This is a genomic window from Butyrivibrio sp. FCS006, from assembly GCF_000424525.1.
Lineage (GTDB): Bacteria > Bacillota > Clostridia > Lachnospirales > Lachnospiraceae > Butyrivibrio.
Genome location: NZ_KE384205.1, coordinates 465,761 through 480,421, shown reverse-complemented (window position 1 = coordinate 480,421; position 14,661 = coordinate 465,761). Strand labels below are relative to the sequence as shown.

The following is a 14,661-nucleotide window of genomic DNA, read 5'->3' as shown; positions in this document are numbered from 1 at the left end:
ATAAAACGTTTCATAAAAGAAAGGGAAGAAAAATGAAAAAGAAATTACTTTCATTGGTAAGCGCTACAGTGCTTTCAGCTGTAGTACTTGCAGGCTGTGGCTCACAGTCAGGCTCTACAGGAGCTACAGGAGCAGAGCTTAAGACAGGACTTGGTACAAGCGTATCAATCTCAAGCTCTGAGGATGCAACTGCTGATGCAGACGGAAAGGCTCAGGCTGACGCAACAATCGCTGCTGTTACAGTTGATGGAAACGGCAAAATCACACAGTGCATCATCGATATCGCACAGACAGAGATCGGTGTAAGCGCACAGGGAACAATCACTTCAGATCTTAACGCTGAGTATCCTTCAAAGAGAGAGCTCGGTGATAACTATGGTATGAAGAAGGCTTCTGCAATCGGAAAAGAGTGGTATGAGCAGGCTGATGCTTTCGCAGCATGGGCTGTTGGTAAGACAGCTTCAGATATCAGCGGAATGGCTATCTCAGAGGGTTATGCAGGCGATGCTGATCTTGCAGCTTCTGTATCAATCCACGTAACAGGTTTCCAGGCTGCAGTTGTTGAGGCTGTAAACAATGCTACAGCTTTAGGTGCTCACGAAGGCGACAAGCTTGGTCTTGGTGTTTCAACAAAGATCTCTAACTCAGAGGATGCTTCTGCTGAGGGCGACGGAACTGCTGAGGCTTATACAACAATTTCTGCTCTTACAGTAGGTTCAGATGGCAAGATCACAAGTGACATCATCGACGCTGTTCAGGCTAAGATCACTTTTGATGCAAACGGTGCTATCACAGCTGACACATCTGCTGATGTTAAGAGTAAGAATGAGCTCGGTGAGGCTTATGGCATGAAGAAGGCTTCAGCTATCGGCAAGGAGTGGAATGAGCAGGCTGCTGCTTATGCTGCTTACACAGTTGGAAAGACAGCTGATGAAGTTGCCGGAACAGCTATGGAAGAGGGCCGTGCAGCTGATGCTGACCTTGCAGCTTCTGTATCAGTTCACATCACAGACTTTAACAGTGTTATCGCTAAGGCAGTAGCAGCTGCAAAGTGATAAAGCTATAATTGTTAGGTGAGTAAGTTCAGGTAATATGTGGGGGGTGTGCTTAATTGTGCACCCCCAGTTTACGCTTAAGGAAAATCATGAAGATAAAGAATTTAAAGCCGGCGATTTTTATGGGAATACTTTTTATTGTGCTCATAGCCGGAATTTTGATCTATAGGTCTTTTGCCAAAGAAAAAGAACTGACAAGATATACAGCCACTTTCCTGGATGTGTTTGACACAAGAACAGAGATTGTTGGCTTTGCCGTGAATAAGGAAAAGTTCGCTGAGGATGCGCAGCTTATCAAGGACAGGCTGATCTACTACAATCAGCTCTATGATATCTACAACGACTATCCTGGCGTTAATAATATAAAGACAATAAATGATAATGCAGGTATTTCACCTGTAGAAGTTGATCCTGAGATAATTGCTCTTTTGGAGTTTAGTATTGATACCTATTATGAGACGGATGGCGCGGTAAATATCGCACTGGGGTCCGTTTTATCTCTCTGGCACAGACAGAGGGAGATTGGAATTGCTGACCCGGAGAGGGCCAAGCTCCCTGATGCAGATGCACTTAAAGAGGCGTCGCACCACACTGATATAACAGGTATTATAATTGATAAAGAAAAGAGTACGGTTTATCTAAGCGACCCGGAAATGTCGCTGGATGTGGGCAGCACCGGAAAGGGCTATGCAGTCCAGAGAGTTATGGAGTATGCTAGAGAAAAGGGCCTTAACAATGTGCTTCTGAGCCTTGGAGGAAATATCTCCTGCATAGGTACAAGAATAGATGGCTCGAACTTCAGGCTCGGCATCCAGAACCCTGATGTTTACAGCGATGAGCAGTACATCGAGATGGTGGATATAAATGACGGAGAATGCGTTGTGTCCTCCGGTGATTATCAGAGATTTTATGAGGTCGACGGAGTAAGATATTGTCATATCATCGATCCGGACACTCTGTATCCTTCTGATGAATTCGCAGCTGTTTCAGTCATCACAGATGACTCGGGCAAGGCTGATTCCTATTCGACGGCGCTCTATACAATGAGCCTTGATGAGGGAATGGCATTTGTTAAGGAGCGTGACAACGTGGAAGCCATGTGGGTCATGCACGACGGAGAAAAGATATATTCCGATAATTTTAAGGAAAAGTACGTAAAGTAAATGAAGAAGAATGATGTTATCCTCATTGCAGCCTTATTGGTAGTAGCACTGCTGACCGCAGGCGGAATGAGGATCTGGCAAATGAATAATACAAAGGACACAGCAAACGTTGTGGTGACCATAGACGGAGAGGTTTATGGCACTTACCCTCTGTCAGAGGACAGGACCGAGAGGATTGAACTACCTGATGGCTCCTACAACATTCTGGTCATCTCGGACGGATACGCCGATGTAACAGAAGCTTCCTGTCCCGATCAGATCTGCGTCAAGCACAACCACATCAGATACTCTAAGGAATCGATAGTGTGTCTGCCAAACAAGGTTGTGGTGACGGTAGAAGGCGGTAAAGAAAATGAAATTGATGGGTCGACATTTTAAGATGCACCCGGGAGTTTTGCAATGAATAACAAGAGGATAGCCTTTTTGGGGCTTTTTGTGGCACTGGCATTTGTGCTTTCATACATTGAGTACATGCTGCCACTCAACATAGGAATACCGGGTGCCAAGGTGGGCTTTGCCAATCTGGTGGTCATGGTGGCACTCTACACAGTGGGTGAAAAAAATGCCATCGCACTCTCCCTCATAAGAGTAGTGCTGGTGGGACTTACCTTTGGAAACATCTCAATGATGATGTACTCTCTGGCAGGAGCAGCTCTGTCTCTCTTTGCCATGCTGATAGCCAAAAAGATAGGCAAGCTTTCGGTGACAGGTGTAAGTGTCCTCGGCGGAGTTTTCCATAACATCGGCCAGATCATAGTGGCCATGCTTGTTCTGGAGACGGAGAGCCTTATTTATTACCTGCCGTTTCTGATGGTGATAGGAACCATAACCGGAGTACTTATTGGCTTTGTTGCAAACCTTATCACTATAAGAGTTAAGAGAGTTTTTAGGATGTGAGGACCTTCGTGGATCATAGAAAAAGACTGATATCCATAGTTTTACTTTTACTGTTAACGGCGCTGATCTCGGCGCCTTTTTTCAGTGGGGAGAAAAATGCCATGGGAAAGAGAAAAAGCTCTTTTGCAGAATATGATGACTTTGAGCCGGTGACAATCTATCTGGCCACGGACACTCACTACATTTCACCTTCTCTTACGGATGGCGGAGAGTATTATCAGAACATGATAAGAAGCGGCGATGGGAAATTCATGCCCTATAACAAAGAGATCAATGAGGCTTTCCTTGAAAAAGTTATCGAGGATAAGCCTGCGGCTCTTATCGTGGCAGGAGATCTGACCTTTAACGGGGCGAGAGAGAGCCATGAGGAATACGCTGCTATGCTTAGGAAGGTCGAGGATGCCGGAATACCGGTACTTGCAATTCCCGGCAATCATGATTTTACAGTCAAAAGAGCTGCCAGATTCTCCGGAAATGCTTATGAACTTGTAAGCAGTATTGATGCCGGTGAATATCTGCAGCTGTACAAGGATTTTGGAAGAGAGGATTCCCTGGATTTTGATGAGACATCACTTTCCTATATCTATGAAGTGACTCCGAATCTCAGGATACTGTGCGTAGACGTAAATACTGTTGCCGGAATGTCAGGGCTTCTTACGCCGGGAACGCTTAGCTTTGTTGAAGAGCAGCTACAGAAAGCAAGAGAAGATCATGCCTATGTTATCAGCGTAACCCACCAGACACTTCTCGTTCACTCAGAGCTGACAAGCCAGGGAATGAGCTTTATAAACAGCGACAAGCTCCTTGAACTCTATGAGGAATATGGCGTCGTGGCAAATCTCTCGGGGCATATGCACATCCAGCACATTGCAGCAAGTGGTGGCGGAGTTCCGGACATAGCGACAGGTTCTCTTATGACATCTCCCAATTACTACGGTGAGCTGACCTTTTCAGGTAAGAAGATGAGCTACAGGGCTGTGCCTTTTGAGGTAAAAGACATCCCGGATTTTGCCAAGGCTTCCCACGATTTCCTTTGGGATAACGCTTATAAGCAGGGAAAAGAAAACCTGTCAGACAGCGATGATGCAGATGAACTTGCCGGCTTTTTTGCTGACTTTAACGTGGCATACATCGCAGGAAGGAGCGACCTTATCTCCTGGGATGAAGAGGTGCTTAAGAAGTGGAAAAAGACTGACACCTTTGTGCCAAGGTACTTTGAACTGGTGCAGGAGGAAGATGCAAACGATTTTACGGAGTATGAGATAAATCTCGATGAAAAGAACTAATAAGAAAAGAGCGTACAGCTAAAAACTGTACGCCCTTTTCTTTATGATTATAGCGTGTTTGGACTGGATTTATGACTTGAAGAATTCCATCTCGTTATTGAGCTGTTCAGCGATTTCCTTCAGGTTATTAGCTGAACCTGCAAGTGTTGTAACAGTAGCTGAGAGCTCCTGCATGGATGCGCCCGTCTCTTCTGAAGAAGCTGCGTTCTCTTCGGAAATAGCAGAGAGTGCGCTCATGGTATCTACTACTGCATTCTTGGATGATTCGCAGGTGTCCGCACCCTGGGAAATGAGCTGTACGCCGCCTACGGTACTGCTGATATCGCCCAGCATTCCGTTTACTGCGTTCAAGGTCTCGCCAAGAGCGATCTGCTGATCCTGGTTGCCTTGTCTTACATCCTCTGCTGCCTGAACGGCTGCTCTGGACTGCTCGAGAAGGATATCCATCTCTTTTCTGATATCGTCTGCCATAGCCTTGGAATCATCAGCAAGTTTACCAATCTCTTCAGCAACAACCGCAAATCCTTTTCCTGCCTCACCTGCTCTTGCAGCCTCAATTGAAGCATTGAGTGAGAGGAGGTTGGTCTGTGTTGCGATGGAAGCAATTCCTTCAACTTTGTCGTTGATATTTGTGACAGCGTCCTGAGTTGCGCTGATGGTTTTTGAAATCTCATCGATCTTGGCTGTCATCTCAGATGAGGAATCCTGCAGGGAAGCAAGGGATGTGCTGGATACTTCTGATGCTTCCTTCATCTTGTCTGCAAGACTTGAAAGGCTTCCTGTGGAACTCTGTACGTCTCCGACTGCATCGCCGATTCTTCCTACGTTCTCTGAAGCACTCTGGATCTCGTCTGCCTGCTGTGTTGCTCCGGATGCGATCTCCTGAACTGCATTTGAAACATCCTCAGCGGTCTGAGAGATCTGGTTGGCCATATCGGAAAGTTCCTCTGAGGAGGTTCCTACGTCTGAAGCAGATGCCTTGATATGGGATACAATGTCTTCAAGCTTTTCAATAACGGTGTTGGTACTTCTTACCATTCCGCCAAATTCATCTTTTCTGTCATGGTGTTTCTTAACAGGTTTAAATCTACCGTCAGCAAGAGCTGAGAGCGATTCGTTAACTTCACCGATTGGTTCTGTAAATGCCCTTGACATGAAGAAGGAGATGATACCTGCAACTATTGCGAGTATGATACCGATGATGATTACAAGCCCGGCAGCTGATGTGGCGGTTGACTTGATCTCTTTTACACTCTTGGCACAAGCTATAACCCAGCCTGTTGTACTGGATCTTACCCAGCAGATTATGGACTCTCCATTACCTGCTGTTTGCTGATACATGCCACTTTCTCCGGAATCACTCATGAATGGTGAGCCTGAAAGGTCGATGTCCTTTTCGTTCTCAGGTGTGATTTCCATTGCTGACATAGCAGCTACCATACCTACTCTGTCGGAAACAAAAGCATCTTCTGCTTCTGCCGCAAGGATTTCGTGAAGAGCATCCATGCTGTAGTTACGCTGAACCACACCGATTACGCTTCCGTCATCAGCAAAGACAGGGGTTGCGATGGTGGTTTGTCTTGCACCTGTTGAAGCAGAGGTTATAACGTCGGATACATAGGTCTTTCCTGCCATAGCCTGCTTGAAATATTCTCTTTGCGATACATCTACCAGTTTTCCTGATGCACGAAGGATCTGCATACCGTCAGCACCGGTAAGAACGGAGATGTTTCCGTCACCAAGAGCTGCATCAATGGTATTTAAGTATGCCTGCGCTTTTGAAGCAGCGGTAAGATCATTAGGGTTGATATAGAAGGTCTTGGTGGAAGGTGCTGCTGCAATTGCCTGCATTGCAGTGATGTTCTTCTGGATTACGGTCTCGAATGAGGATTCAATGTACCATGCCTGCCAGTCCAGTGCATCAATTGCGTCGGCTGTCGCCTTCTTGGTTGATGTTACATAACTTACAATGATGGCTACTATCAGAGGAACGATAGCAACCAGCATCATTACAGAGATGAGTCTGGTCTTGATGCTGTCGAAAAACTTGATGTTTGATGAATTTGCTTTCTTTTCTTTTGCCATAACACGCCTCCATGATATTTTGATAATTCGTGTACTAAATATTATACTCTTTTGTACGGGAAATGGCGCATTTTGGAAAGAAAAAATTATATAAATTTTATGTTTAAATATATATGTATATTCTGTATTGCGATTATTGATTTGCGAAATGCTAGGCCCTCTTTAACATTTGAACGTTTTCTAGTAAAATAGCAGAGTTGGAAAACGGAAATAGGAGCAAAAAAAATGATTAAAAATACATTTTCTCTTGAAGAGAGCGTAATAAATGATGCTCAGAAAGAGCTTGCAAAGATCGGCAGCAAGGAACTTATAGGGTGCGAGAATATATTGAATCCTTCATATCTCGACGGTGATGTGACCTGCAGCCTTATCGCTGATGACAAACAGGTAAGGTTTACCGTAACCGGAACAGAAGGCGTGTTTAAAGATGTCTTTTTACCACTTAATAAATCGGTGAAGTTCTATGCTGGTGAAGCATATGATTTTATCTGCTCACTTGAAAAGAAACTGATCATTACCATCAAAAATGATTCCTATACAGAGGGAACCAAGGAAGAGCTTATAGCTTTTTTACAGGCAAGAAGCGCTGATATGACTGCAGCAGAGATAGCACAGCAGAAAGCATATCAGGAAGCAATGGAGAAAAATGAGCAGAGAAGGGAAGCTGAGAAGTATTTCGGATCAAAAGAATCTACCGGCAATCTTCCTCAGTATGCACCAAGGAAACGAGACAGATTCAAAACTCAGAAGTACTTTGCCGTAGCCTTTGCGATATTCGGAATGTTAGACAGTATGGATGGCATGTTCTTCGGACGCGGCCGTTTTGATCCGATGAATACACTCAGGGCAGGACTTATAGGGCTTGTGCTTGGATTCTTTTTAAGCTTTGCCTATACCTTTTTCAGAGCATGGTTTGACGGCCAGAAGGAAAAAGTGAAGGTGGGTTCGATAGTTCTTTTCTTCATAACCTTCCCGGCCTTTGCCGTAATGGGCATCCTGGGGGCTATTCCCTACAGCGTATACCAGCTCGTTGATGGTAAAAGAAATCGAGGAGTGACCAGGGTTATTAACATAGCCGTACCGATATTCATGGGACTGGTGCTGATCTTGGAGCTTGGTCTTTTGTATCTCATCTTCGGGCTTGGGATGTTTTCGTAAAAAATGTGGATTATTTTGTATCGTTATGTTATAATCTTTAGCGACTGTGCCCAGAAGGGGTAATTTAGCATTAATAGAAGGAGAAACAAAAATGAGCGTAACAGTTGAGAAGCTTGAAAACAACATGGCCAAGCTTAAGATCACAGTTCCTGCAGAACAGCTTGAGAAGGCTATTGAGAAAGCATACCAGAAGAACAAGAACAAGATCCAGATTCCTGGATTCCGTAAGGGTAAGGCTCCTCGAAAGATGATCGAGCAGATGTATGGCAAGGGAGTATTCTATGAGGATGCTGCCAACGATCTTATCGAGGAAGAGTATCCTAAGGCAGTAGAAGAGTGCGGCGAGGATGTCGTATCTTCACCTAAGATTGATGTTGAGGAGCTTGAGGCAGGTAAGGATTTCGTATTCACTGCTGAGGTAGCACTTAAGCCACCTGTTAAGCTTGGAAAATATAAGGGAATCGAAGTAGAGAAGATGGACCTCGATGTAACAGATGACGAGGTTGACGCTGAGATCGACAAGCAGAGAAACATGAACGCAAGATCAATCGACGTTACTGACAGAGCAGTTAAGGACGGCGATACAGTATCTCTTGATTTCGAGGGATTTGTTGACGGTGTTGCTTTTGACGGCGGTAAGGGAACAGATTATCCTCTTACAATCGGTTCAGGCGCATTCATTCCCGGATTCGAGGAGCAGCTTGTTGGATTTGAGATCGGCCAGGGAGGCGATGTAAACGTTAAGTTCCCTGAGGACTATCAGGCAGAGAACCTTGCAGGCAAGGATGCAACCTTCAAGTGCAAAGTTAATTCAATCAGAGCAAAAGAGCTTCCTGAGCTCAACGATGAGTTTGCATCAGATGCAGGCTTTGATACAGTAGCTGAGTACAAGGAAGATGTTAAGAAGAAGCTTGAGGAAAAGAAGGCAGCTGATGAGAAGGCTAAGAGAGAAGATGCAGTTGTAAGAGCTGTCATCGAGGACTCTGAGATGGAGCTTCCTGAGGCTATGATTGAGACCCAGCAGAGACAGATGGTTAATGAGTTCGCTCAGAGACTTCAGATGCAGGGTATGAACATGGATCAGTACCTTCAGTACACAGGCGGATCAGTAGATCAGATGCTCGCACAGGTTAAGCCACAGGCTATCGAGAGAATTAAGAGTAGGCTCGTTCTTGAGGCAGTTGCTGAGGCTGAGAAGATCGAGGTTTCAGATGCTGATGTTGATGCTGAGATCGAGAGCATGGCTCACCAGTACAGAATGGAAGTTGAGAAGCTCAAAGAGATGATGTCAGATGCTGAGAAGAAGCAGCTCAAGAGCGATCTTGCAGTTCAGAAGGCAGCAGACTTCCTTGTAGAGAACGTTAAGGAAGGCGCTAAGAAGGCAGCTAAGAAGACAACAGCCAAGAAGGCTGCAGCTGAGGACGGCGAGGAGAAGCCCAAGAAGACAGCAGCTAAGAAGACAACAGCTAAGAAGGCTGAGGCTGAGGAAGGCGAAGAGAAGCCAAAGAGAACAACAAGAAAGAAGAAGACTGAGGAAGAGGCTTGATCTTCAAAATCTGAATAGTACAGAGTTTATGAGCGTCACAGGCGATATGTCTGTGGCGCTTTTTTTGTCGCTAAAATGTGTGATACGATTGTGACAGAGCTTTTGATACCATCAAGACTAGGAAGTAAGGACATATGAGTTTAAAAACCTAGGAGGGAAAGAAAATGGCAGAAACAGGAATGGTTTGGACAGATGATTTTGAAATGGGCTATTGCAAGTTCGGATTTGGCAGCAGGACTTTTGTAATATTGCCTGGGCTTAGTGTTCAGAGTGTCATAAAGGCAAAAGAAGCTGTGGAAGCGAGCTATGCCATGATGGGCAGTGATTTTACCACATATCTTTTTGACAGAAAGTACGAAGTGTCCGATGGCTATTCAATATACGACATGGCGGATGATACAGCAAACGCAATGAAGGAACTGGGCCTTAAGGATGTATACCTCTTTGGCGCATCTCAGGGCGGAATGATCGCGATGGCCATAGCCATTAAATATCCTGAGCTTGTAAAAAAGCTTGTCCTTGGATCTACATCATCTCATGTTAAGCCCGAGCAGCGCACAGTTATCGATCACTGGATAGAGCTTGCCAAGGAAAAGGATCCCAAAGAGCTGTATCAGAACTTTGGAAAAGAGGTCTATCCTCCGGCAGTTTATGAACAGTACAAGGATTATTTCAATGATGTGGCTGAAACGGTTAAAGAGGGCGAACTCGAGAAGTTTGCTATCCTGGCCGAAGCCATCAAGGACTTTGATGTGACTAATGAGATTGAAAAGATCAAATGCCCGGTACTGGTTATCGGAGTGTTTGATGATGAGGTTCTCGACAGTGATGCGTCCATGGAGATTGCAGAAAAGCTCGATAACAGGACCGATTGTGCTCTTTATATGTACAACGGCTATGGACATGCGGCTTTTGATACAGCACCTGATTACCGAAAGAGAATCTACGACTTCTTCATGAAAAACTGATGAAAAGTGCGCCTGTCTGCTGTATATTGTAATTACTATGGTAAAGACAGTGTTTAGGCGGATAATAAAAGATTTGTGGGATAACAGAGCGCCCATAATTGCTCTGGCTATCATGTGGGCGTTGGCTGAACTTGTATTTCACAGGTTCTGCCCGGTGGTGATAATGAGTGGATTTCCGTGCCCGGGATGCGGGCTTACGAGAGCTCTTTTTAACCTTATTACACTGCACCCCATAAAGGCGCTTGAGTATAACCCTTCATACCCGTTTTGGGTTGCACTTTTAGTAGCCTTCGTTATAAGGCGTCACGTGCAGGGAAAGAGCACAAGGATTTTGCGATATCCTCTGATGGCTGTATGCCTTATAACCATTGGGATTTATATATGGCGGATGATAGCTCTTTTCCCCGGAAAAGAGCCTATGGTGTTCTTCGAGGGAAATGTATTAGGACGGATCGTGCCTTTCTATAATCAGTTAGTTAACGATTTAATTCACTAAAATATTTCGTTAAAAAATTTGCAATCATGCAACTATGTATATATAATAGCTAAGGACATTTTTTAGAGGATTGTTTTAGAGGAGGAAAAAACAATGGATGATATGAACAACCTTAATCAGACACCACAGCAGATGCCTACATACGGACAGCCTGAGGTAGAGCCTGTTATAACAGTTGGTGATTGGGCACTCACAATTCTGCTTACATGGATTCCTTGCGTAAACATCATTATGCTTTGCATTTGGGCATTTGGAAGCAGTACACCTAGGACAAAGTCAAACTGGGCTAAGGCAATGCTTATCTTTGTTGCTATTAGTGTAGTACTCAGCATTATTTTCTCATCAGTTCTGGGCGCTTCACTTGCTGCAGTATTTGGCGGCTGATAAAGATCTGTAAAAGAAAACGAATTTTAGGGGCTCTGTTCACCTGTTTGGTGGATGGAGCCCTTTACGTTTTTGGGGTAGTTGTAAAGGGTTCACAAAATGCGGTATAATATACATTGGTTTAGAATGTAATCTAAGCAGACTGGAGGAATAGTAATAATATGAGTTTAATACCTTATGTCATTGAACAGACCAGCCGTGGAGAGAGAAGTTACGATATCTATTCAAGGCTGTTAAAAGAAAGAATCGTATTTTTGGGGGAGGAAGTTAATTCTACATCTGCAAGCGTTGTTGTAGCACAGCTTCTTTTCCTTGAAGCAGAAGATCCCAACAAGGACATTCATATGTACATCAACAGCCCCGGAGGAGAGATCACATCCGGAATGGCTATCTACGACACAATGAATTACATCAAGTGCGATGTCAGCACAATCTGCATCGGTATGGCAGCCAGCATGGGAGCATTCCTTCTTTCAGGCGGAGCTAAGGGCAAGAGAATGGCTCTTCCCAATGCGGAGATCATGATCCATCAGCCACTTGGCGGAACACAGGGACAGGCTACCGAGATTGAAATCGCAGCTAAGCATATCCTGAAGACCAAAGAGAAATTAAACAGAATGCTTGCAGCCAACACAGGTAAGCCTTACGAGGAGATCTGCAAGGATACTGAGCGTGACAACTGGATGGATGCTCAGGAAGCTCTCGACTACGGACTCATTGATCAGATCGTTGAGAATCGTCCAAGAGAGAAGGATGACAAGAAATAATTAAGGAGAAATTATGGCAAAGAATTCCGGAGAGATCAGGTGCTCTTTTTGTAACAAGACACAGGATCAGGTAAAAAAGCTTATCGCAGGACCTGCAGGTGTTTATATCTGCGATGAGTGCGTAGACATATGTGCGGACATCATTGAGGAAGAGTTTGAGGATGAGCCTGCCCAGGCCAAGGACCAGCAGATCAATCTTCTTAAGCCTGTTGAGATCAGGAACTTCCTTGATGAGTATGTAATCGGTCAGGAGGAAGCCAAGAAGGTTCTGGCTGTCTCTGTTTACAACCATTACAAGAGAGTTCTTGCACCTAAGAGCGATGACAAGAATGATGTTGAACTTCAGAAGAGTAACATCATCATGATCGGACCCACAGGTTCAGGTAAGACCTATCTTGCACAGACTCTGGCTAAGATCATCAATGTTCCCTTCGCCATCGCAGATGCCACAACTCTTACAGAGGCCGGCTACGTAGGTGAGGACGTTGAGAACATTCTTTTAAAGCTTATCCAGAACGCGGACTACGACATTGAGAGAGCTCAGTACGGTATTGTTTATATCGATGAGATCGACAAGATAACCAAGAAGAGCGAGAACGTATCCATCACACGTGACGTATCAGGTGAGGGCGTTCAGCAGGCACTTCTTAAGATCGTAGAGGGAACTGTTGCATCTGTTCCACCTCAGGGCGGAAGAAAGCATCCTCATCAGGAGCTTATCCAGATCGACACCAGCAACATCCTCTTCATCTGCGGAGGAGCTTTCGATGGTCTTGATAAGATCGTCGAGGCAAGACTTGACCGCAACTCCATCGGCTTTAACGCTGAGATTGCAGACAAGTCAGAAAGAGAGATCGGAGAGGTTCTCAAAGAGGTAACACCTCAGGATCTTGTTAAGTTCGGACTTATCCCTGAGTTTGTAGGTCGTGTGCCTATCACAGTAACTCTTGAGGGCCTTTCAAAAGAGGCTTTGGTGCGTATCCTTACAGAGCCCAAGAATGCTCTTGTTAAGCAGTACCAGAAGCTCTTTGACTTCGATAACGTTAAGCTCACCTTCGAGGATGAGGCAGTACAGAAGATCGCAGCCATGGCTTACGAGAGAGAAACCGGAGCCAGAGGACTTCGCTCTATCATGGAGAAGTCAATGATGGATGTAATGTATGAGATTCCATCAGATGACACCATCAGCGAGTGCGTCATCACAGAGCCTTGCGTTGACGGAACCAGCCAGCCTCTCATCGTAAGAGGCAAGGAGCCCAAGAAGCTTAAACAGGCGAAATAATTATATGGATTTCAGGTCCCCGATTGTCCGGAAGATGATCGGGGGCTTTTAACTATTATCGGACTGTGATGATTATTGCTGTTGCTTAGTCCGATTCTTTGACTGAAATTTTACTAAGAATGTAATAAAAACAGCCATTTTATCGGACGAGAGATTCATCAGCGTAAAGTTGGTCCGATTATAGCGTCTCTGAAGAATGTGAAAAAGCCATTTTTCAACAAAAAAGGCGGACTAAATAAGATATTAGAGAGCCTTGGTCCGATGATGAATGATGTATAGCGAGGGAGGGAGAATTCATCCAAGACATTGAGGGCAAGGTCTTGGAGTGCATCTAGTGGAAATGAATAAAGACAACACCCTGTTTACAAAGAGTATGAAGAAGACTCATACCATATACATGCCGGATATGCTGCACTATCACAATGAACTTCTTAGTGCAGCTTTTTCTCTTGGCGGATACAAGCTGGATGTTGTCCCGGAATATGAGCATTTCCCTGCGGAGATGCTTTCTTTGATAAATCCGAGTTACTGCACATGCGCTATGGATATAATAGGAAACCTGATGGCGCATCTGAAGAACCCTGATATAGACATTAACAAAGTCGCGATTCTGGAACCTCAGGCCGGAGGCGCATGCAGAGCGGGAAACTACTATGACCTGATCATCCAGTGTGTGAAAAAGAGCGGCTATAGGATTCCGGTTCTCTCTCTGAATTTTTCAGGCGCGGAGTCCCACCCGGGATTTAAGATAACGCCGATGATGCTCTTTGGCGCTGTTGCAGGGGTGTGCTATGCAGATCTTCTTATGGCTCTTTTCCAGCAGATAAGACCCTATGAGAAGGAGAAGGGAGCCGCAAAGAGAGTCTATGACAAGTGGATTAAGGCTTTGTCCGAAGACGTTTCCGCCCGCCGTAATCTCTTTTTCAGGGAAAAGAAATATCAGGAGATAATAGATGATTTCCTTGAGATTCCAAGGTTCTCCCGGGAGGAAAAGACCCTTAAAAGGGTGGGCATCTGCGGAGAGATTTACATCAAGTGTTCTCCCATAGGAAACAGGCACCTGGAGGATTTTCTATATGAGAATAATATGGAATCAAGGATGGAAGGGTTCCTTAACTATTGCACCTATGTGGTCTATACTGAAATGAAGTCGGCAGAACTTAAGGGTGCGTCAAAGGCCATGCTCAAGGCATATGCCTTTGCGATGAATTATCTGATTGGGGCACAGACGCAGGTGAGAAAAGCTCTTTTGCAAAACGGGTTTCTCGCGGATGGCCTGTTTGAAGATATGAGAAAGAAGGCGACACCGATACTCAGCGAGTACTACAACATCGGAGATGGTTGGCTTGTGATGGCGGAGGCCATGGATATGATAGAGCAGGGGTACGACAAGATACTAATCGTTCACCCTTTTGGCTGCCTTGTCAGTCATGTGGCAGAGCGCGGAGTCCTTAAGAAGCTGCGCCAGCTATATCCCGGGGCCAATATCAATACAATTGAGTATGACTACGAGCAATCCAAGGCGCTTCGGGAGAGCAGGATCATGCTGGCAACTTCGTGATAGATTTCAACTG

The 14,661-nt window shown here is 45.0% G+C and carries 14 protein-coding genes; 13 read left to right on the top strand and 1 reads right to left on the bottom strand.

Translation table 11 applies throughout. The annotated features are described in order from the left end of the window. Positions 1-32 precede the first annotated feature (32 nt). The 5 genes from G633_RS0116590 (at position 33) to G633_RS18880 (ending at position 4,401) form a co-directional block, all read left to right on the top strand. Entirely contained in the window at positions 33-1,055 is a 1,023-nt protein-coding gene (locus tag G633_RS0116590) for a hypothetical protein (RefSeq protein ID WP_026520593.1), read from the top strand. A 122-nt stretch (positions 1,056-1,177) separates the two neighbouring features. Continuing rightward, a complete protein-coding gene (locus G633_RS0116585; RefSeq protein ID WP_026520592.1) occupies positions 1,178-2,218 on the top strand; it encodes an FAD:protein FMN transferase in 1,041 nt (346 codons plus the stop codon). Further along, entirely contained in the window at positions 2,219-2,596 is a 378-nt protein-coding gene (locus G633_RS0116580) for a NusG domain II-containing protein (RefSeq protein ID WP_022768701.1), read from the top strand. It abuts the gene before it with no gap. 21 nt (positions 2,597-2,617) lie between these two features. Continuing rightward, the gene (locus G633_RS0116575; protein WP_022768700.1) at positions 2,618-3,115 is read left to right on the top strand and encodes a Gx transporter family protein; all 498 of its coding nucleotides are present in this window, start codon (positions 2,618-2,620) and stop codon (positions 3,113-3,115) included. Between the two features lie 101 nt (positions 3,116-3,216). Continuing rightward, complete coding sequence (locus G633_RS18880; RefSeq protein WP_022768699.1) at positions 3,217-4,401, top strand: metallophosphoesterase family protein; 1,185 nt, start codon at positions 3,217-3,219, stop codon at positions 4,399-4,401. 69 nt (positions 4,402-4,470) lie between these two features. Here the strand turns inward: G633_RS18880 and G633_RS0116565 are convergent, their stop codons facing one another. Next, positions 4,471-6,486: a methyl-accepting chemotaxis protein gene (locus tag G633_RS0116565; RefSeq protein ID WP_022768697.1), complete on the bottom strand. Its 2,016-nt coding sequence runs from the start codon at positions 6,484-6,486 to the stop codon at positions 4,471-4,473. A 225-nt stretch (positions 6,487-6,711) separates the two neighbouring features. Between G633_RS0116565 and G633_RS0116560 the strand changes: the two genes are divergently transcribed. The 8 genes from G633_RS0116560 to G633_RS0116525 all read left to right on the top strand — a co-directional run bounded on the left by G633_RS0116560 (position 6,712) and on the right by G633_RS0116525 (position 14,648). Beyond that, positions 6,712-7,644 carry a hypothetical protein gene (locus tag G633_RS0116560; RefSeq protein WP_026520591.1) on the top strand — a complete coding sequence of 311 codons (933 nt, stop codon included), beginning with the start codon at positions 6,712-6,714 and terminating at the stop codon, positions 7,642-7,644. A gap of 91 nt (positions 7,645-7,735) precedes the next feature. Continuing rightward, complete coding sequence (tig, locus tag G633_RS0116555) at positions 7,736-9,190, top strand: trigger factor (protein ID WP_022768695.1); 1,455 nt, start codon at positions 7,736-7,738, stop codon at positions 9,188-9,190. Positions 9,191-9,354: 164 nt separating this feature from the next. After that, on the top strand, positions 9,355-10,158 hold the full coding sequence (locus G633_RS0116550) for an alpha/beta fold hydrolase (protein ID WP_035771695.1): 804 nt from the start codon (positions 9,355-9,357) through the stop codon (positions 10,156-10,158). A 73-nt stretch (positions 10,159-10,231) separates the two neighbouring features. After that, positions 10,232-10,654 (top strand): DUF2752 domain-containing protein, encoded by a 423-nt coding sequence (locus G633_RS0116545; protein ID WP_196804288.1) that lies wholly within the window; start codon positions 10,232-10,234, stop codon positions 10,652-10,654. Between the two features lie 93 nt (positions 10,655-10,747). Continuing rightward, positions 10,748-11,038, top strand: coding sequence for a hypothetical protein (locus G633_RS0116540; protein WP_022768690.1), 291 nt, complete (start codon positions 10,748-10,750; stop codon positions 11,036-11,038). A 161-nt stretch (positions 11,039-11,199) separates the two neighbouring features. Continuing rightward, positions 11,200-11,805 (top strand): ATP-dependent Clp endopeptidase proteolytic subunit ClpP, encoded by a 606-nt coding sequence (gene clpP, locus G633_RS0116535; RefSeq protein ID WP_022768689.1) that lies wholly within the window; start codon positions 11,200-11,202, stop codon positions 11,803-11,805. 10 nt (positions 11,806-11,815) lie between these two features. Next, positions 11,816-13,087 carry an ATP-dependent Clp protease ATP-binding subunit ClpX gene (clpX, locus tag G633_RS0116530; RefSeq protein ID WP_442852342.1) on the top strand — a complete coding sequence of 424 codons (1,272 nt, stop codon included), beginning with the start codon at positions 11,816-11,818 and terminating at the stop codon, positions 13,085-13,087. Between the two features lie 373 nt (positions 13,088-13,460). Continuing rightward, positions 13,461-14,648, top strand: coding sequence for a hypothetical protein (locus tag G633_RS0116525; protein WP_196804287.1), 1,188 nt, complete (start codon positions 13,461-13,463; stop codon positions 14,646-14,648). Positions 14,649-14,661 lie beyond the last annotated feature (13 nt).